General features: G+C 41.3%; 21 protein-coding genes. 8 read left to right on the forward strand and 13 right to left on the reverse strand.

Going from position 1 to position 18,421, the window contains the following annotated elements:
- Positions 1–115: 115 nt before the first annotated feature.
- Positions 116–889 carry a ferredoxin--NADP reductase gene (locus MOB01S_RS10255; RefSeq protein ID WP_066804910.1) on the reverse strand — a complete coding sequence of 258 codons (774 nt, stop codon included), beginning with the start codon at positions 887–889 and terminating at the stop codon, positions 116–118.
- 134 nt (positions 890–1,023) lie between these two features.
- Here MOB01S_RS10255 and tsaA point away from each other — a divergent pair, with 134 nt between their 5' ends.
- Together tsaA and MOB01S_RS10265 are read left to right on the forward strand one after the other, a co-directional pair.
- The gene (gene tsaA / locus MOB01S_RS10260; protein WP_066804913.1) at positions 1,024–1,737 is read left to right on the forward strand and encodes a tRNA (N6-threonylcarbamoyladenosine(37)-N6)-methyltransferase TrmO; all 714 of its coding nucleotides are present in this window, start codon (positions 1,024–1,026) and stop codon (positions 1,735–1,737) included.
- A gap of 48 nt (positions 1,738–1,785) precedes the next feature.
- The gene (locus tag MOB01S_RS10265; protein WP_066804915.1) at positions 1,786–2,319 is read left to right on the forward strand and encodes a DUF2059 domain-containing protein; all 534 of its coding nucleotides are present in this window, start codon (positions 1,786–1,788) and stop codon (positions 2,317–2,319) included.
- A gap of 24 nt (positions 2,320–2,343) precedes the next feature.
- Here the strand turns inward: MOB01S_RS10265 and ruvA are convergent, their stop codons facing one another.
- From ruvA to MOB01S_RS10325, 12 genes are all read right to left on the reverse strand, one after another.
- Entirely contained in the window at positions 2,344–2,973 is a 630-nt protein-coding gene (gene ruvA / locus MOB01S_RS10270; RefSeq protein ID WP_066804918.1) for a Holliday junction branch migration protein RuvA, read from the reverse strand.
- Positions 2,974–2,998: 25 nt separating this feature from the next.
- Entirely contained in the window at positions 2,999–3,730 is a 732-nt protein-coding gene (locus MOB01S_RS10275) for a hypothetical protein (RefSeq protein WP_066804926.1), read from the reverse strand.
- Between the two features lie 109 nt (positions 3,731–3,839).
- Entirely contained in the window at positions 3,840–4,877 is a 1,038-nt protein-coding gene (gene fba / locus MOB01S_RS10280; RefSeq protein ID WP_066804928.1) for a class II fructose-bisphosphate aldolase, read from the reverse strand.
- Positions 4,878–5,631: 754 nt separating this feature from the next.
- Positions 5,632–5,970, reverse strand: coding sequence for an ISC system 2Fe-2S type ferredoxin (fdx, locus tag MOB01S_RS10285; RefSeq protein ID WP_066804930.1), 339 nt, complete (start codon positions 5,968–5,970; stop codon positions 5,632–5,634).
- Between the two features lie 41 nt (positions 5,971–6,011).
- Positions 6,012–7,871 carry a Fe-S protein assembly chaperone HscA gene (hscA, locus tag MOB01S_RS10290; protein ID WP_066804932.1) on the reverse strand — a complete coding sequence of 620 codons (1,860 nt, stop codon included), beginning with the start codon at positions 7,869–7,871 and terminating at the stop codon, positions 6,012–6,014.
- A 91-nt stretch (positions 7,872–7,962) separates the two neighbouring features.
- Positions 7,963–8,493 carry a Fe-S protein assembly co-chaperone HscB gene (gene hscB / locus MOB01S_RS10295; RefSeq protein WP_066804934.1) on the reverse strand — a complete coding sequence of 177 codons (531 nt, stop codon included), beginning with the start codon at positions 8,491–8,493 and terminating at the stop codon, positions 7,963–7,965.
- Between the two features lie 8 nt (positions 8,494–8,501).
- Positions 8,502–8,822 (reverse strand): iron-sulfur cluster assembly protein IscA, encoded by a 321-nt coding sequence (iscA, locus tag MOB01S_RS10300; protein WP_066804939.1) that lies wholly within the window; start codon positions 8,820–8,822, stop codon positions 8,502–8,504.
- A 36-nt stretch (positions 8,823–8,858) separates the two neighbouring features.
- Positions 8,859–9,245 carry a Fe-S cluster assembly scaffold IscU gene (iscU, locus tag MOB01S_RS10305; RefSeq protein ID WP_066804941.1) on the reverse strand — a complete coding sequence of 129 codons (387 nt, stop codon included), beginning with the start codon at positions 9,243–9,245 and terminating at the stop codon, positions 8,859–8,861.
- A gap of 79 nt (positions 9,246–9,324) precedes the next feature.
- The gene (locus MOB01S_RS10310) at positions 9,325–9,696 is read right to left on the reverse strand and encodes a hypothetical protein (protein WP_218016091.1); all 372 of its coding nucleotides are present in this window, start codon (positions 9,694–9,696) and stop codon (positions 9,325–9,327) included.
- 41 nt (positions 9,697–9,737) lie between these two features.
- Positions 9,738–10,175: a Panacea domain-containing protein gene (locus tag MOB01S_RS10315; protein ID WP_066804951.1), complete on the reverse strand. Its 438-nt coding sequence runs from the start codon at positions 10,173–10,175 to the stop codon at positions 9,738–9,740.
- A 54-nt stretch (positions 10,176–10,229) separates the two neighbouring features.
- Complete coding sequence (locus MOB01S_RS10320) at positions 10,230–11,453, reverse strand: IscS subfamily cysteine desulfurase (RefSeq protein ID WP_066804953.1); 1,224 nt, start codon at positions 11,451–11,453, stop codon at positions 10,230–10,232.
- Positions 11,450–11,953 (reverse strand): Rrf2 family transcriptional regulator, encoded by a 504-nt coding sequence (locus MOB01S_RS10325; protein ID WP_066804955.1) that lies wholly within the window; start codon positions 11,951–11,953, stop codon positions 11,450–11,452. The genes MOB01S_RS10320 and MOB01S_RS10325 overlap by 4 nt, the downstream gene beginning before the upstream one ends.
- Before the next feature lie 224 nt (positions 11,954–12,177).
- Between MOB01S_RS10325 and MOB01S_RS10330 the strand changes: the two genes are divergently transcribed.
- The 6 genes from MOB01S_RS10330 to purF all read left to right on the forward strand — a co-directional run bounded on the left by MOB01S_RS10330 (position 12,178) and on the right by purF (position 18,227).
- Positions 12,178–12,750 carry a nitroreductase family protein gene (locus MOB01S_RS10330; protein ID WP_157073975.1) on the forward strand — a complete coding sequence of 191 codons (573 nt, stop codon included), beginning with the start codon at positions 12,178–12,180 and terminating at the stop codon, positions 12,748–12,750.
- A 174-nt stretch (positions 12,751–12,924) separates the two neighbouring features.
- Positions 12,925–14,238 (forward strand): NAD(P)H-dependent glycerol-3-phosphate dehydrogenase, encoded by a 1,314-nt coding sequence (locus tag MOB01S_RS10335; RefSeq protein WP_066804959.1) that lies wholly within the window; start codon positions 12,925–12,927, stop codon positions 14,236–14,238.
- Positions 14,219–14,749 (forward strand): SixA phosphatase family protein, encoded by a 531-nt coding sequence (locus tag MOB01S_RS10340; RefSeq protein ID WP_245640038.1) that lies wholly within the window; start codon positions 14,219–14,221, stop codon positions 14,747–14,749. Before MOB01S_RS10335 ends, MOB01S_RS10340 begins: the two co-directional genes overlap by 20 nt.
- 348 nt (positions 14,750–15,097) lie before the next feature.
- Positions 15,098–16,141, forward strand: coding sequence for a quinone-dependent dihydroorotate dehydrogenase (locus MOB01S_RS10345; protein WP_066804964.1), 1,044 nt, complete (start codon positions 15,098–15,100; stop codon positions 16,139–16,141).
- Between the two features lie 19 nt (positions 16,142–16,160).
- Complete coding sequence (locus MOB01S_RS10350) at positions 16,161–16,658, forward strand: CvpA family protein (RefSeq protein ID WP_066804966.1); 498 nt, start codon at positions 16,161–16,163, stop codon at positions 16,656–16,658.
- A gap of 54 nt (positions 16,659–16,712) precedes the next feature.
- On the forward strand, positions 16,713–18,227 hold the full coding sequence (gene purF, locus MOB01S_RS10355; RefSeq protein ID WP_066804968.1) for an amidophosphoribosyltransferase: 1,515 nt from the start codon (positions 16,713–16,715) through the stop codon (positions 18,225–18,227).
- Positions 18,228–18,421: the final 194 nt, after the last annotated feature.

Below are 18,421 nucleotides of genomic sequence, written 5' to 3' on the forward strand. Positions count from 1 at the left end.
AACATTACTTAGATTAACATAGCAATTCACACATTCAAGGACAAGATTGCCGATATGATTGTGGGCATTGACATTTATCACGTTCAATGTTTATAAAGCCCATTTTTAACCCAAATCAACCCACAAAGGCACGCTCCACCACATAATCAGCAGGCACGCCCATGCGTGGTGAAATGGTTAGACCAAACTCGTCCAAAATGGCACAAGTATCCGCATTCATCGCCATACTACCACAAATCATGACACGGTCGTTTTCCTTACAAATCGGTGGCATACCAATATCATCAAAGAGTTTGCCTGATTTTAAAAGGTCAGTAACACGTCCTTGATTTTTAAATTCATCACGAGTTACGGTTGGATAGTAGATGAATTTTTCACGCACCCATTCCCCAAAAATCTCATCATTTGGCAACTCATTTTCAAAAAAATCACGATAGGACAAATCTGCCACATGACGCACACCATGTACCAAAATCACTTTTTCAAAACGCTCATAAACTTCAGGCTCACGTGTTAGAGATAAAAATGGAGCAAGTCCTGTGCCTGTGGCAAGTAAATATAGATTTTTGGCAGGAAGCAAATCGTCCAACACCAACGTACCTGTGGGTTTTTTGCTAACCAAAAGTTCATCGCCAACTTTGATGTGTTGCAGACGTGAAGTCAATGGACCATCCGGCACTTTAATAGAATAAAATTCCAATTCCTCTGCCCAAGCTGGACTTGCGATAGAATAAGCACGCACCAATGGTTTATCTTCCACTTCTAGCCCAATCATGGCAAATTCGCCACTTCTAAAACGCAAGCTGTCGCTACGAGTGGTTTTAATGGTAAATAAGCGATCTGTCCAATGATGAACATAAGTTACGGTTTCTTTGATGAATTTTGACATGAACAATCCTAATGAGAATGATTATTAGAGATATGATAACAAATTTTGTGTATAATAGCGATTATTTAGGTAAATTTTTACCAAAAAATTGGAATATCAATCGCTCATTCTAGCATAAAACCACCCAAAACACCATGAACACCCACACGTTACCCATCATCGGTCATCACCGCTCGCCACTTAGCCAAAAATTTGGTATGCCTCGTCAGCCCAACCTTGTCGCCATCAAAAGCCATATTGAATTTACCCCACCTTTTGATGTACCTGATGCCTTTGTCGGTATTGAACAATACAGCCATCTTTGGGTGTTGTGGCTTTTTCATCACAATAAAGAACAGGCAGGTTTTCGCCCACAGGTACGCCCACCCCGTCTGGGCGGTAATGACAAAATAGGGGTATTTGCCACACGTAGTATGTATAGACCTTCAAGAGTTGGCTTGTCTGTGGTAGCATTTGACAGGTTGGAGATTAAAAACAATAAAGTCATTTTGCACATCACAGGGGCGGATATGATAGATGGCACGCCCATACTAGACATCAAGCCCTACATAACTTTTGCAGACAGCTTGCCACACGCCACAAGTTTTGACATACCGACCGTTCGGTCCGTGATAATGACACCGCAAGCTAAACAAGATTTTGTGGATTTGTCAAACAATAATCAATTAAATCAGTACGATAAACAAATCATCAATCATCTTATCGCCCAAGACCCCCGCCCCGCCTACCGCCAACACGAAACGGATATCGTGTGTGCCATGAGATATAAGGCGGTAGACGTGGATTTTTGTATGAATGGCGATGGGGAGCTGGTGATTATGCAACTTCGGGCGGTGAAAAATGTTTGATGGTGGAAGTATTTACATTTATAATAAAATTTTGTCCAAGGAAATCTCATGAAAAAGTTACTCACCACTTTATTGTCAATCATTGCTTTAACCATATCAGCATTTGCTCAAACTCCCTCCGATGATTCTTTAAGACAAATGATGGCGTTGGCAGGCGTGGATAAGATGTTAGACAATTCAATAAATAGCATGATAAAAGTGCAACGAGATATGTTTGAAGAAAGGCTAAAACAATCTGGTCAATTATCACACGATACAATCACCCAAATGGGTGCTGTCCATGAAAAGTATATTCGTCAATCTGTTGTGGGATTATTAAATGAACAAACCAAAGAACAGATGGCGAATCTTTACATTATGGTGGCTAAGAATCATTTAACCCAAAGGGAGGTTGATGATAATATCCGCTTTTTGCAAAGTGAGAGCGGTCAAAGTATTTCCCAAAAAACGCCTTTAATCATGACTGAGTATAGTCAGCAGGCACAATTGCTATTAATGCAATCGCTAATACAAAACACAGTCAATTCAGAAGAAAGCCAACGGCAAATGCGACAGGAAATGCAAGCCATTTTGGAAAAGTAAAAAACGCAACCAAAATGGCAGTATTTAAAACCCTGATAGGATTTTTAAACTCGCCTTTAACAGATTGGAAGTCGTCAGCTCATCATCGCTAAATTGCTGTTTGGCGGTTTTAATGGCGGATTGAGCTTCTTTTTCTTTATAACCCAAGCTCATCAATGCACTTTCGGTCTCGTGCATGATATACATGGGATTTTGGGTGGGATAGGCAGTATTTTGAGCATTATCTGGCGTTGCCAGTAAATCTTTGTCCATGCTATTTAATTTACCCTTTAACTCAATTATCAACCGTTGGGCGGTCTTTTTGCCCACGCCTGCCACACGAGTAAGAGCAGTTTCATCGCCATATTCCACTGCATTATAAAGTTCGGTTCTTGATAGAGTGGATAAAATAGCAAGTGCCATTTTTAGCCCAACCCCTGAAATTTTGATTAAGGTTTTAAAGACATCTTTGTCATCTTTGTGTAAAAATCCACACAAAATCTGGGCATCTTCTCGCACCACCAAATGTGTCCACAACTTAACCGTCTCGCCCAATTTTAATTCACAAAAATCGGTTAAAGACAATTCCACTTCATACCCTACCCCACCTGTTGTCATTATATAAGCAGTGGGAGCGGACAAATGGCAAATTTCGCCTTGTAGGAGTGCAATCATAGGGTTTTCCTTTTTGTCAAAAAATTTATTTAGTAAAAATATCACAAGGTTTTAAATAAAATTGTTTAAACATCTTTGCTTTCTTTAAGGCTTTACATAACCTATCAGAAATAAAGATAGAATCCCACAACATTGGGTCGTGCCAAAGGTCTAAATCGCAATTTAGTGCTTCGCTGGATAAGGTAAGATTACCATCTCTAAAACCACGATATTGATAAGCATCATAACCATTTGTCTGATAACCAACATAATAGCAAGTATCGCCACTTTTTTCAGGCAATAAATAATGTCGCCACTCTGCCATATCTAAATAATAAAAAATACGGTCATCATCAGGTTCTTGTGTTTCCATATTATAAATTTGTACTTTGGCTAGCCCAGTTTTACCCAAATTAAACTCTTGCAACAATTCGCTACATGCTTGACTTAATATCAAGCACGAGCCTGTGATTTTAAAAATATGTTTTGTCTCTTTTGGAATACTAAGACCAGTTCTCCACAATTTATCTGGCAACACACTTAGCCCACGAAAGTCCGAAAAGCCTTTCCATGACTGTTTTAACAATTCAGACAACACTTCAAGTTCCTGTTTCTCTTTGTCAGTAAAGATGATTTTGCTATTAATTACTCTAGAACCTTCTTTTTTGTGCCACAAGATATGATATCGTCTATAATCAATGTTAGGAAAACTAGCACTAATATCATAGTATTTTGCCCACCTTCTTGCTTCACTAATCCAAACAGTTTGATTACTCATTTTATCTCCTTTTATCCAACTTAATTTTTAATAAATTAAAAACCATTATCCCAAATAATAAAACCAAGCCCAATCGCTTGAACTTGGTTTATGGGCGTAAAACCACCGATTATTTATAATATTCCACCATTTTTTCAAGTGAAATGGGGCGGATTTTGCTGGCATTGCCTGCACTACCAAAGGCTTCATAACGTTGCACACAAATATCTTTCATGGCAACGATGGAGGCTTGGAGGTATTTGCGTGGGTCAAATTCGGCTGGGTGTTCATTCATGAAACGGCGAATTGCCCCTGTGCTTGCCAAACGCAAATCAGTATCAATGTTGATTTTGCGTACACCGTGCTTGATGGCGTCCACAAGCTGTTCTACTGGCACACCATAAGTTTCGCCAATTTGACCGCCATTTTCGTTGATGATTTTTAGCCATTCTTGTGGCACACTTGATGAACCGTGCATGACAAGGTGAGTGTTTGGCAAGGCTTCATGAATCTCTTTGATACGGTCAATCGCCAAAATATCGCCTGTTGGTGGACGAGTAAATTTATACGCCCCGTGCGAAGTACCCACCGCAATCGCCAAAGCATCAACATTGGTGTCAGCAACAAACTGCTTGGCTTCTTCTACCGAAGTCAAAAGCTGACTGTGGTCAAGCACGCCCTCTGCCCCCACGCCATCTTCTTCACCCGCCATGCCTGTCTCTAAGCTGCCCAAACAGCCAATCTCACCCTCAACCGACACACCGCACGCATGAGCCATACGCACCACTTCACGAGTAACGCCAACATTATAGGCATAATCGGCAGGGGTTTTGCCATCTTCAAGCAATGAGCCGTCCATCATCACCGAGCTAAATCCAAGCTGGATTGAGCGTTGGCACACGGCAGGACTGGTGCCGTGGTCTTGGTGCATGACCACAGGAATGTGTGGCCACTCTTCAATAGCAGACAAAATCAAATGACGCAAAAATGGTGCACCTGCGTATTTACGAGCACCTGCCGATGCCTGAACAATGACAGGCGAGTCGGTCTCATCCGCTGCCATCATAATAGCACGCATTTGTTCTAGGTTGTTTACATTAAAGGCTGGTAGACCATAAGCGTGTTCGCCTGCGTGGTCAAGAAGCTGACGTAAAGACACAAGTGCCATAAAAACTCCAAAAAGTGAATTAAAAATTTTTCTCAATTATAACAAAAAATACATCATTAAAAAACCTTTTTATGGGGTTTATCATATAATTTAATGGTTTTTATTTTGATATTTTTTAAAAAAATAATAGAACGTTAAAATCATGGGGATTAGTAGCACTCCAATCCACATACTCACCCAAATCATCGCACCAACGACAGTTCCAAGCAAACCCAACACACCATAAAAAATAAGCCAAATCCCAAACTCACCCAAAAATACAATAGTAGCTTCTTTGGTATTGGTTTAGCTTAGGGATTTATGCCACATATCACCCTTGACATCATTTGGTTTGGGATTTTGTGTATTCATGAATTATTACACTCCATTATTTATGGCGATGGTTGATTTAGCGATTTTTAATATAAAAATACTCTCTTTATTTCTAAATTATACCAAAACAACTTTAAAAATGATACAAAATTAGTGATTGTCCGTAGGGAAAAATTGCAATTACCCCCTACAAAACCGTATTAAATTTATGGTTCGGTTGGTATATTGCTAATATAAATAATGTTATAAAGGGTGGGTATACCCCAATTATCACACTTATACCATACTAAAACAATCTTAAAAGTACCACGAATTTATTTTTTTAGCGGTAAGGGCGAATTGCAATTCACCCCTATAATCCGTAGTTATATTTTAAGTTCGTTGGGATAGATTGGTTGGTGCATTAAAAAAAGGGCAACAATTGCCCTTTTTATTACCAAAATCAATGCCCTTCTTTGGCGTGGTTTAGGGTGTGTTTGGGGATATAAACAGTCAAATTGCTATCTGCCACCATACATTGGCACGATAGGCGAGAATTGGGCTCTAGCCCCCACGCACGGTCAAGCAAGTCGGCTTCAACATCGTCCATTTCTTCAAGACTATCAAACCCTTGACGAATCACAACGTGGCAAGTGGTACAAGCCTTAGAACAGTCACAGGCGTGTTCAATCTTAATGCCGTGTTCGTGCAAGCCTTCTAGCAAGTTTTCGCCTTCGGCAAGTTCAACAACCGCCCCTTCTGGGCAGATTTCGTGGTGGGGTAGTACTGTAATGGTTACCATAATTGAGTTCACTTATTATTTAAAATGGGTGGGTTAAGCGATTATTGCCAATCGCTCGCCTTAGTGCCAGCTAGGGCTTGTTTGATATTTTGGTTCATAATGACAGAAGCAAAATAATCGGATAAGGGTTTTAATTCGCCAACCGCCTTATCAAGCACCGCCTTATCATCTTTGGCAATGGCTTCTTTGACGGCGGTCATTTTTTCGTTTAATTTGGCTTTGTCGCCATCGCCCAAAAGCTGGCTAAATTCGTCTAGTGCCGAAGTCAATGCCAAAAGCTCTCGCTCTGCTTCCACTTGGGTTTCTATTAGCATTCGTTTTTCTTTGTCGGCTTTGGCGTGGATAAAGCCTGCTTTTAATAGCTCTTCTTGTTGTGCTTCTGATAAGCTATAGCTTGGCACAACTTCAATCTTACTTGCCACTTTGGTGGTCTCTTCCATTGCCGATACAGTCAGCTGACCATTGGCATCAATGGCAAAGGTAACTTCCACCCTTGCAAGCCCTGCCTTCATCGGTGGAATGCCCGACAAGGTAAAATTGGCAAGGGTACGACAATCCGCCACCGTCTCTCGCTCACCTTGCACAATATGAATCACCATACCTGTTTGCCCATCGGTATGGGTGGTAAAGGTTTGACGGCGTGCCACAGGAATGGGGGTGTTTCTTGGAATGATGACTTCGGTCAATCCGCCCATTGTCTCAAGCCCAAGCGATAAGGGGGTTACATCAAGCAATAGCAAATTATTATTGTCTTTGTGAATAAGCTGATGAGCCAGACGACTTGCCCCCAGTGCCACCACTTCATCAGGGTTGATGGAGCATAGGGGTTGTTTGGCAAAAAAGGCTTGTACTGCCGTTTGAATAATCGGCATACGAGTAGAGCCACCCACAAGCACCACCTCGTCAATGGCGTGCTTATCAAGGCGAGCGTCCGTCAAAACCTGCTGGCAAATTTGCAAAGTTCTACGCACCACAGGTTCACAGATTTGCCCAAGCATTTCACGATTAAAAACGGTGTGCAAAGACACGCCATTAATCTCAATATCCACCGATACCGCTTGACGGCTAGAGAGGGTTTGTTTGTAACTTTTGGCAAGGCTGGCAAGGGTGGATTTTTGGGCATTGTCCACTTCTTTGGGGTCAATATTTGCCAATTTGATAAAATGATTGGCAATCAAACGGTCAATATCATCACCGCCCAATGCTGAATTGCCACCTGTTGCCAAAACTTCAAAAACACCGTCTTTAAGCGACAAAACCGACACATCAAAAGTCCCACCACCCAAGTCATAAATCAAATAAGTGCCTGTTTTGGCGGATTTATCAAGCCCATAGGCAATGGCGGCGGCGGTAGGTTCATTTAACAGGCGTAAAACAGTTAAACCAATACTGGTGGCAGCGTCTTTGGTGGCTTGTCTTTGAGCTTCATCAAAATAGGCAGGCACGGTAATGACCGCCCCTTCAATGCTATCGGCAGGTAGGCTGGCTTTGGCGTGGTTGTAGAGCTTGGCAAGAATATGAGCCGAAGTTTCTACAGGCGACTTTTCGCCCTGTGCGGTAACAAAGGCAGGCATTGCCTTTTCACCGCCAACAAGCTGATAGGGGTGGCTAAATTTAATATCCGCCAAAGACCGCCCCATAAAGCGTTTGGCAGAAATAATGGTATTGGCAGGGTCATTATAAGTCAAGGCGTGGCGACCAACCACAGGGGTGTTTGACTTATCACCATAATAAACCACGCTTGGCAAAAGCGGTGTTTCACCAAAGGGCAATACATCAGCTCGCCCAGAACGCACAACACCGACAAGTGAATGGGTCGTCCCCAAATCTATGCCAATGGCATAACGGTGTTGGTGGGGGCGGGCGGATTGGTTGGGTTCGCTGATTTGAAGTAGGGACATAATTTTATTAAGTTTAAATGGGCTAAAATTTTAACATATTTTGGATAAAATTAAAATTTTTGGCGTTTTATTATAAAACAACAATCAAAAATCACACATACAACTCATCATCGTCATTGGTTGTAAGTTGATTTAATTTTTCTACACAATCTTTATGCAAATTGGTTAAAAATTTAAGTTTTTGGGCTTGTATTTGAGCAGTTTGCCAATCTTGATTTTGATAGCTTGCGTTAAATGATTTGGCGGTGTTTAATAATAGCGTGAAAACTTGCCCATCAATCTCTTTGATTTGCTTATCATCATTATCAAAATGGGCATCTTCTAATGCCATACGATAATCCATCATTTGCATTAAAAAGGCTTCATCGCTGATTGATTTGTCCGAATTAAAATCAATATTGGCAAGTTCCAATAAATAGACTGCACGGCTATCATAACCAGACAATACATCAAAGGCGTGATTGATAAGAGCGGTGTTTTGCTCGGCTTTGATTTTATCATCGGCATTATCGGGGTGGTGCTGTTTTTGTAATTGCAAAAAAGCACTTTTTAATGCTTGAGTGTCAATTTCAAACAATGCAGGCAAGCCAAATAGCTCAAAAAAGTTGTTATTAAATGACATAGCACACCTTAGACGGTAAAGGACTCACCACAACCGCACTCGCCTGTTTGGTTGGGGTTTGTAAATTTAAAGCCAGAATTTAGCCCTTCGGTAACATAGTCCATCTGTAAGCCATTTAAATAAACCAAACTTTTAGGATCAACATAGACACCAACACCACCATTATCAAAGCATTCATCGCTATCATTGGGACTATCAACAAATTCAAGCACATAGGCAAGACCTGAACACCCTGCCGTTCGCACGCCCACACGAATGCCAACGCCACTGCCACGATTGGCAAGAAAGTCTTTGACATGGGTGATTGCTCGTTCTGTTAGGGTAATCATAAGTCTCTCCTATGCTTTGAAAATGTAATAAATACCTTATGCCACCGCTCTTTTGGATTGGTAATCTTCAATGGCGGCTTTGATGGCGTCTTCGGCAAGTACCGAACAATGCACCTTGACAGGGGGCAAGGCAAGTTCTTTGGCAATGTCTAGGTTTTTGATAGCAGCCGCTTCATCTAGGCTTTTGCCTTTGAGCCATTCGGTTACAAGTGAGCTTGAAGCGATGGCAGAGCCACAGCCATAAGTTTTAAACTTTGCGTCTTCAATAATACCGTCATCGCCAACTTGAATTTGCAAACGCATTACATCGCCACAAGCAGGGGCTCCCACCATACCTGTGCCAACATTTTTGGCGTTTTTGTCTAGGTTGCCGACATTGCGGGGGTTTTCATAATGGTCAATGACCTTGTCTGAATATGCCATAGTTTTTTCTCTCTTTTGTTTGGGATAATTTACCTTGCTATTTGCTAGAAAATTATCTTTTAATTAATGGGGTTATAAATTAATGGTTGTACAAAGTAAAATCGTGGTCAAACCATAATACATAAAAGACATCTCTTTGTCGGTATCCAACCATTGGATTTTTACCGTGATAACGAAATACCAAAAAATCATCAAAATCATCAGTAATAAATCTTGGCAATGGTGCTTTTAATGATTTTTTATCAATTTTTTCTGCACCCAATGCGTGCCGACCTGTATTTTTGATATCTTTCCACAAAATATTTTTTCTTTTAAAGATAGCATCAGCAAATTTGGCTTTATGCTCAACATTTAAATTAGAAAAACAATATTTTCCACTTTGAACCTTTTCTAATGAAAAAATGGGCGGATAATTATCATAATTAATGGGTTCTGGTACTAAAATTTTCAAACCTTGTTTTATGTTTGAGGGTTTAATTTTAGGCTTTGCCATTATCTTACTCTTGTTTTAAAAAAATCTTTCATTTCTTTAAAAGGGATTATTTCCGCTTGTCGCTCGTGATTAATCCAAGGACTTTCATTGTGTGTTAAGTCTCTTAATCGCCACGCTGAAAATTGTCCATAAACATCATAGACTTCTTGAATTAATTCCATTTCATCATTGGTTAAATGATATTGAGATTGATTGTGTGGAATAGGGTTTGAACCATAATGCTTATATTCTTGATATAAGCTAGGAATCACAGGACCGTGTGTCCACGCCTCAATAGAATCTTCAAATAAAGGCTTATCATAAATCGCCCCATAAAAGCCTTGGGCATAATAAGCCAATTTTTGCAATTTTAAATTGGTTAATCCACTTTCGCCTTCATCACTTTTTTCCGCATTTAAAGCAATCAAATAATTTGCTACATCTTTGATATTAGCCATTAAAATACTCCAAAAATTTAATTGATAAAAGCAACACACAATCAATCTTTTAGATTAATGCTCTTTCCACTCAACACTAGCAAAATCAATGCCTTCTTTGAACATATCCCAAAGGGGCGATAATTCACGCAGTTTATTGACCGCATCTTTGATTTGGGCAAGCACTCTATCAATATCTTCATCGGTGGTATAGCGACCAATACTAAAGCGGATTGAAGAGTGGGCAAGCTCATCAGGACGACCAATGGCACGCAGAACATAAGATGGTTCAAGTGTTGCCGAAGTACAAGCAGACCCTGATGATACCGCCAAGTCTTTGAGCGACATCATCAAAGATTCGCCTTCAATAAAGTTAAAGCTGACATTTAGGATATTGGGAATGCCGTGTTCAAAAGAGCCATTTAGATAAATCTCTTCAATGTCTTGCAAGCCATTCCACAATTTATCACGCAAACGAGTGATATGAGCGTGGTCTTCATCAAATCGCTTAACCGATAATGCAAATGCCTCACCCATACCCACAATTTGATGGGTTGCCAGCGTACCAGAACGCATTCCTCGCTCGTGTCCACCACCGTGTTGCTCGGCTTTGATACGAACTCTGGGTTTACGGCGTACAAACAACGCCCCAATACCCTTTGGACCATAAATTTTGTGTCCAGAAAAACTCATCAAATCAACCTTTAATTCTTCAAGGTTAATCTTGATTTTGCCAACAGCTTGAGCAGCGTCCACGTGGAAAAGCACGCCCTTGCTACGAGTGATTTCACCAATTGCTTGAATGTCTGTTACTGTACCAAGCTCATTATTGACCGCCATCAAACTTACCAAAATGGTATCAGGGCGAATGGCTTCTTCTACTTGCTGTGGCGTAATCAGACCTGTGGCTTCTTGTGGTTCAAGATAAGTTACTTCAAAGCCCTCTTCTTCCAACTGGCGACAAGTGTCAAGGATTGCCTTGTGTTCAATCTTAGAAGTGATGATATGCTTGCCTTTTTCGTGATAAAAGTGGGCAACGCCTTTTAGGGCTAGGTTATCGGACTCGGTTGCACCAGAAGTAAAAACAATCTCTCTTGGGTCGGCACCCACCGTTTCGGCAATTTGCAAACGGGCATTTTCTACCGCTTCTTCGGCTTGCCAACCAAAACCGTGTGAACGGCTGGCAGGATTACCAAAAACCCCATCAAAAGTCATATATTGTACCATCTTGTCGGCAACTTCTTTGGCAACTGGGGTAGTGGCGGCATAATCTAAATAAATCAATGAACTCTGGCTCATGCTGGATTTCCTACTAAGTTAATGGTATTGATGTGTGAAATTCTGTCTTTATAAACAAGTGTTTGCTCTTGGCGGTCGGCAATGCTGTGCGTGTGCTTAGAGTTGAGTAAATCATCAAGCGTTACTTGACTCAAATACACCTCAATGTGCATGGACAAACCACGCCACAAATCGTGTGTCAAACACATCGCTCCGTCTTGACAATCACCCTTACCACCACACTGCATGGCATTGATAGACTCATCAACAGCGGTAATGATACTCATGATGTCAATTTCATTTAGAGGTTTAGCAAGGTGATAACCGCCAGAAGCTCCACGAGTGCTACTGACCAAACCTTTTTTACGAAGTTTAGAGAATAGTTGTTCTAAATAAGAAATAGAAATGGATTGACGCTTAGCAATGTCTGATAACGACACCGCACCTTGATGACGGCTTTCTTGTACCGCCAAATCAAGTAAGGCGGTTACCGCATATCGTCCACGAGTGGTTAATCGCATAATAATAATTCCAAGTTGCCTAGCCTACACAAAATACTAGGCATGGGTGATTTAATGGGGTGTATTATAATAATCCTTAGTAAATCAGTCAAGATTACATGCATCAGATTTATACAAATTTTATGATTGAAATTTTTAATGTTGGCAGATTGTCATCATAAGGCATGGATTTTTGAAAAATTTTTCTTTATAATGAGAGTTTTTATCATATAAATTCTTTTATCATGAATGATTTTATCGCCCAAATTGAGGCTCGCCGTAGTATCGGCAAGCTCACCTTGCCCATGCCAAACTTTGATGAGCTAAATATCGCCCTGCATTGTGCCACCACCGCCCCAGACCACAAAGAGCTCCGACCTTATCGTTTTACAGTAATGACAGGTGAAGCGTTGGAGCGGTTTGGCGAAGTGCTTTTACAAGCAGGTCTACAAAAAGCTGACCGCTTGGGCAAAGTGCTTGACGATACCGCTTGCACCAAACTTATCAATACACCAAAACGAGCTCCAATGATTATCACGGTTGCCACCGATTATCAAATACACCCAAAAGTACCAGAATTTGAACAACTTTTATGCGTAGGAGCAGTTATCCAAAATCTGTTGCTTGCTTTTGAAAGTCAAGGCTACAAAACCGTGTGGCGTACAGGCGATTTGTGCAACGAACCTTTAATCAAGTCACATTTTGATGTCAATGAAAACAATCTGATTTGTGGCTTTGTTTATGTAGGAACAAGCGACATTACCATGCCAGAGCGTGAGGCGGTAGATTTGGCAAATTTTGTCAAATTTGACCACTAATTTTAACATACTCTCCACGCTCAAAAAGTGCCACAAATTCACTCAATATCAAATCAATTGACAATAATATAACCTATTGATAGAATTAGCAAAATAAGAAAATTTATTCATCTTATTTGGTCTAATGACTGTATTTGATTTCTACTATTGTAGATATATTAATTAGAGGCAATCATGAAACTGCCAAAAAGCAATTCCAAAGTCCAAAAAATTGTTGATGTTGCCAATCAAGGCATAGAAGAAGCAAAGCACTTGCTTGAAAAGTCGGAGGCAGAAGGTGGCATTTTGGCAAATTTGGCACATCTTGCCAAAAAACGCAAAAAAGTCCCAGATGCTGACAAACTTGGCATTCATGTGGATAAAAATATGCCCACACCATTACGCATTGCGGTGTTGGGCGGTGGCAGTTTTGGCACAGCAATGGCAAACCTATCTGCCAAAAATGGCTGTCATACCACCTTGTGGGTGCGTGATAAAAAAACCGTCAAAATCCTAAACAAAACTCGCATCAACAAAAAATACCTACCCAACCATACACTTGAAGAACATCTTAATTTTAGTCATGATTTGGCACAGGCAGTCAAGGGTACAGATATTATTTTTGTGGCTGTGCCAAGTTCGGCGGTGCGTGAAACACTACAAAACATCCGACCTCTCATCACTCATCAAGCAGTCGTCTCACTTACCAAAGGCATTGAAAAAGAAACCTTTGCCCTGATGAGCGACATCATCAAAGAAGAGTTGCCACAGGTCAACTTTGGGGTAATGAGCGGTCCAAACCTTGCTCTTGAAATCATGAATAATATGCCGTCAGCCAGTGTCATTGCTAGCTCCTCCGAAGCCTTGCGAGTGGCAGTACAAACGGCATTGCACAGTGCTTTTTTTAGAGTATTTGCCTCTGATGATGTTAAAGGCGTGGAACTTGGCGGGGCTTTAAAAAACATCTACGCTGTCGCTATGGGCATGGCAAATGCTTATGGTGTGGGCGAAAATACCAAAGCCATGCTTTTAACTCGGGCGTTGGCAGAGATGAGTCGTTTTGGGGTGGCAGTGGGGGCAAATCCTTTGACATTTTTGGGGCTGTCAGGTGTGGGGGATTTGTACGCAACCTGCAACTCAACCCTAAGTCGCAACTATCAAGTAGGTAATATGCTTGGCAAAGGCATGACCCTTGATAATGCCATCAAAAAACTGGGGCAGACTGCCGAAGGAGTGAACACCATCGCCCAAGTAGAAGAACAAGCTAAAAAATTAGGCATCTATATGCCCATCACACACGCATTATATGCGGTACTTTATGAAAACAAATCCGCCCTAAGCGTGGCGATAAATCTAATGGAAACTGGCTTTCGCAGTGATGTAGAATTTGTCATGCCTCATGATGAAAGCAACGAAAAACTTTCCAAAGAATTTGATGAAGTACTAAAAGCCACCAAAGAAAACAAAAAAACCAAAGATACATCAGCAGATGAGCAACTCACCCAATAATCCAACAGGACAAGTTATGAAACTTATTTTTATCCGCCATGGACAAGCCACCGCCTACTGTGCCGATGATGCAGGACGTAACCTAACGGAGTTTGGGCAAGCCCAAGCTCTTGAAACTGCCACGCATTTACTTAAACATCATCAGCTTGACATGATTATCACAAGCCCCTTTAACCGTGCCAACCAAACCGCCAAAATCCTAGAAAAACTTGCCGACACACAAGGACAACACCCCACTTTTATCACGCTTGACAGCATCACACCAGATGATGACCCCACACAAGGTCTATCAGACATTGAGCAAATCATCGCCAAACATTATGGACTAGAACATAACAAAACCATCGCCATCGTCTGCCATATGCCGATTGTGGCTCGTATGGTGTCACTAATGCATGACTTTCCTGCCACAACATTTGAACTTGCCGAATGCCGAGTGCTAGAATCGCAAGTATTTGCCAAAGGCTTGGCAAATCAAACTGATAATTTTATCCCAAAACAACCCCAATAGCCATTTAATGTTAATGCACATTTGTATGGGACATACCTACCTTTTTATATTACAATTAAAAATAAAATAAAACGCACCCACAAGATTTGGCCATTTTTAATGTAAAAATGCCATATTTCTAGATTATTGCTAAATGTAAATGGTATTATAAAGGGCGGGTATGCCCTAAATATGTCTCATTGACATAAATAACAGATGTACTGTTTTTTCATGATTGGTATGGATTTTATTGCTATAATATTGCCAAATTGTAAATTGTCTTATAAAGGGTCAGCTTGTTCTAGCTTGTAGGTTTTGTTATTAACAAATTAATGATATAATTTGGATACAGTCTTTGGAATATAAAAAATGTCTTATAAACTACTTCGCCCTTATTTGTTCACTATGGAGCCAGAAGAAGCTCATGAGTGGACACTTGATATGCTTCAAAAAGCACACGATGCACATCTTTTGGGTTTTGCCTACCCCAAACAAGCTCTGCCTACGTCCTGCATGGGCATCAATCTCACCAACCCTGTGGGACTTGGGGCAGGACTTGACAAAAACGGCGAATACATTGACGCACTTGCCGAGCTTGGTTTTGGCTTTTTAGAAGTAGGAACAGTAACTCCAAAACCCCAACCGGGCAATGACCAACCCCGCCTGTTTCGCCTACCCGAAGCAGCAGCGATTATCAATCGCATGGGTTTTAACAACAATGGCGTGGACAGACTGGTGCAAAACATCCAAAACGCCAAATATCAAGGTGTGCTAGGTATTAACATTGGTAAAAATGCCACCACTTCCATGCTCAATGCTCTAGATGACTACATCTATTGCCTAGAACGTGTCTATCCACACGCCAGCTATATCACCGTCAATATTTCAAGCCCCAATACCAAAAATTTGCGTGATTTACAAAGTGGCCCTGCTCTTTTAAGGCTTCTTGAAGGGCTTAAAAATTGCCACATCAAACTTGCCAATCAACACGGCTATTATGTGCCACTTGCCCTAAAAGTCGCCCCAGATTTGGACGAAAATCAAATCAACGAAATCGCCGAAGGGTTACTTGCCTTTGAGATTGATGGATTGATTGCCACCAATACCACTTTATCACGAGCAGGCGTTGAAGAATACCAATATGGAGACGAAGAGGGCGGACTGTCAGGCAGACCACTAGGACATCACAGCACACAGATTGTCTCCAAATTTGCCGAACGTTTAGATGGCAAGATTGACATCATTGGCGTAGGCGGTATTGATACAGGCGAGCTTGCCGTCCAAAAAATCAAAGCAGGGGCAACAGCCGTACAAGTATACTCTGGGCTTATTTATAAAGGCCCTGCCCTTGTGCAGTCTTGCGTACAGGCGATTGCCAATTACCGAGATTCTCAAAAAGACAAAAACAGCTGACGAATAATAGAGATTATTTGTGATTATTGATATCATCATCGTTATATTGTTGGGGCTTGGGCTTTATCGTGGTTTCAAGAAGGGTGCAGTCAAAACCATCTTATCCTTTCTAGCTTGGCTTGGCGGACTGATTTTAGCTACTGCCTTAGCCAGCTCATTTGCCCCCTCATTTGCTCATATATCAGATGATATTTTGGTGCAAAAAGCCATTGCATTTTTCGTCATCGTTGTGGTTGTGGTTGGTATTGGACATGTGGTGGTTTGGATTGCCCAAAAAACCCTAAAAGCCCTATATTTGGGACTTTTTGACAAACTCATTGGTGGCGGTATCGGCATGGCAAAAGAGTTATTAAAGGTATTGATTTTACTTAGTGTTTTTTCACCCATTTTAGCAAAAACACAAAGTTTCCAAGAATCAACATTGGCTCAGATGATACTGCCCTTTGCTCCTGTTGCAAAAGTCATCGCCCAAGAGATTTGGCAAGAAGTCAAAGAAGAGAGTCATCACCATTTTTAATCGTTGGCGTTTGATTTTTCAAACGCTATTTTATTGAATTTTAGGAGAAAAAATATGTGTGGCGTAATTGGTGTTTGTGCCCATGAACCTGTTGGACAGATGCTCTATGACGGCTTGACCATGCTACAACATCGTGGGCAGGACGCAGCAGGAATCACCACTTTACATGACGGACGCTTTTATTTACGTAAAGATAATGGCATGGTAAAAGATGTGTTTTTGGACAAGCATATGTTGCGTCTGGTTGGCAACATTGGCATAGGACACGTTCGCTATCCTACGGCAGGTACATCTAGCACCGCCGAAGCCCAGCCCATGTACGTCAATTCACCTTATGGCATTGCACTGGGTCATAATGGCAATCTAACCAACGCCGACACACTTGCCAAAGAGTTGTTTGAAAAAGATTGTCGCCACCTAAACACCGATTCAGATTCAGAAGTTTTGCTAAATATTTTTGCCAACGAGTTACAACAATCAGGCAAAACCAAACCTGAACCTGATGATATTTTTACCGCTCTCAACGCTGTCTATGAACGGTGTCAGGGTGCTTATGCAGTGGTGGCAATGATTGCAGGCGTGGGGCTGGTGGCATTTAGAGACCCCAACGGCATTCGTCCGCTTGTCTATGGTAAACGTGATAGCGAGCAAGGGGTAGAATACATGGTCGCCTCCGAATCTGTTGCCTTGACCGCCTTGGGATTTGAGATTGTGCGTGATATTAATGCAGGCGAGGCAATCATCATTGACCTAAATCACCAAATTTATACCAAACAATGTGTTAGCAATCCTCGCCACACGCCTTGTATTTTTGAATATGTTTATTTTGCCAGACCTGATAGTATCATTGACAACATCTCTGTACATAAAGCTCGTATGCGTATGGGCGAAAAACTCGCCAAACAAATATTGCGTGAATGGGGCGAAAACCACAACATTGATGTTGTTATGCCCATTCCTGATACTTCTCGCAATTCTGCCTTAGAATGTGCGTGGCATTTGGGTGTCAAATACCGTGAAGGTTTTAACAAAAACCGCTACATCGGACGCACCTTTATCATGCCAGGGCAATCTTTACGCAAAAAAAGCGTTCGCCAAAAATTAAACGCCATTCACCTAGAATTTAAAAACAAAAACGTCCTACTCATTGATGATTCTATCGTGCGTGGTACAACCTGTGGTGAAATCATACAAATGGCACGAGACGCTGGGGCGAAAAATGTCTTTTTTGCATCCGTTGCTCCACCTGTGATTTATCCCAACGTCTATGGCATTGATATGCCTGTACGCAGTGAGTTGATTTCATCAGGTCGTACCGTAGACGAAGTGTGTCAAATCATTGGTGCAGACAGACTCATTTTCCAAGATTTGAACGATTTGATAGAGGCGGTCAATAACACCAAATACAGTCGTGTCAGCGAGTTTGATTGTTCGGTATTTGACGGCAAATACATTACAGGTGATGTTGACGAAGCGTATCTACAAGCCCTCCAAGACAAACGAGCTGACAAGAAAAAAGAAACAGGACTCACCACCCCTGTAGACATCACAGGCGTAGTAGAAAGTTGATTTTTTTACATAATTTTCACACACCAGCCACAAAAGACGTGCTACACTTAGTGCGTCTTTTACTTTTATGCTTAATCCATACCAAAACAACTTTAAAAATGATACAAAATTATAGTGATTTAACTTCAAAAACCACCAAAACCGTTCGCCCTGAGCTAAGCCTTTGAGTGAAACGGTTTTCCACCATGGTTCGA

The sequence above is a fragment of the Moraxella oblonga NBRC 102422 genome (assembly GCF_001598275.1).
Lineage (GTDB): Bacteria > Pseudomonadota > Gammaproteobacteria > Pseudomonadales > Moraxellaceae > Moraxella > Moraxella oblonga.

Excerpts from the sequence above, each read along its gene's own strand:
- MOB01S_RS10255 (WP_066804910.1), bottom strand. The coding sequence starts at position 889 with ATGTCAAAATTCATCAAAGAAACCGTAACTTATGTTCATCATTGGACA.
- tsaA (WP_066804913.1), top strand. The coding sequence starts at position 1,024 with ATGAACACCCACACGTTACCCATCATCGGTCATCACCGCTCGCCACTT.
- MOB01S_RS10265 (WP_066804915.1), top strand. The coding sequence starts at position 1,786 with ATGAAAAAGTTACTCACCACTTTATTGTCAATCATTGCTTTAACCATA.
- ruvA (WP_066804918.1), bottom strand. The coding sequence starts at position 2,973 with ATGATTGCACTCCTACAAGGCGAAATTTGCCATTTGTCCGCTCCCACT.
- MOB01S_RS10275 (WP_066804926.1), bottom strand. The coding sequence starts at position 3,730 with ATGAGTAATCAAACTGTTTGGATTAGTGAAGCAAGAAGGTGGGCAAAA.
- fba (WP_066804928.1), bottom strand. The coding sequence starts at position 4,877 with ATGGCACTTGTGTCTTTACGTCAGCTTCTTGACCACGCAGGCGAACAC.
- fdx (WP_066804930.1), bottom strand. The coding sequence starts at position 5,970 with ATGGTAACCATTACAGTACTACCCCACCACGAAATCTGCCCAGAAGGG.
- hscA (WP_066804932.1), bottom strand. The coding sequence starts at position 7,871 with ATGTCCCTACTTCAAATCAGCGAACCCAACCAATCCGCCCGCCCCCAC.
- hscB (WP_066804934.1), bottom strand. The coding sequence starts at position 8,493 with ATGTCATTTAATAACAACTTTTTTGAGCTATTTGGCTTGCCTGCATTG.
- iscA (WP_066804939.1), bottom strand. The coding sequence starts at position 8,822 with ATGATTACCCTAACAGAACGAGCAATCACCCATGTCAAAGACTTTCTT.
- iscU (WP_066804941.1), bottom strand. The coding sequence starts at position 9,245 with ATGGCATATTCAGACAAGGTCATTGACCATTATGAAAACCCCCGCAAT.
- MOB01S_RS10315 (WP_066804951.1), bottom strand. The coding sequence starts at position 10,175 with ATGGCTAATATCAAAGATGTAGCAAATTATTTGATTGCTTTAAATGCG.
- MOB01S_RS10320 (WP_066804953.1), bottom strand. The coding sequence starts at position 11,453 with ATGAGCCAGAGTTCATTGATTTATTTAGATTATGCCGCCACTACCCCA.
- MOB01S_RS10325 (WP_066804955.1), bottom strand. The coding sequence starts at position 11,953 with ATGCGATTAACCACTCGTGGACGATATGCGGTAACCGCCTTACTTGAT.
- MOB01S_RS10330 (WP_157073975.1), top strand. The coding sequence starts at position 12,178 with ATGAATGATTTTATCGCCCAAATTGAGGCTCGCCGTAGTATCGGCAAG.
- MOB01S_RS10335 (WP_066804959.1), top strand. The coding sequence starts at position 12,925 with ATGAAACTGCCAAAAAGCAATTCCAAAGTCCAAAAAATTGTTGATGTT.
- MOB01S_RS10340 (WP_245640038.1), top strand. The coding sequence starts at position 14,219 with ATGAGCAACTCACCCAATAATCCAACAGGACAAGTTATGAAACTTATT.
- MOB01S_RS10345 (WP_066804964.1), top strand. The coding sequence starts at position 15,098 with ATGTCTTATAAACTACTTCGCCCTTATTTGTTCACTATGGAGCCAGAA.
- purF (WP_066804968.1), top strand. The coding sequence starts at position 16,713 with ATGTGTGGCGTAATTGGTGTTTGTGCCCATGAACCTGTTGGACAGATG.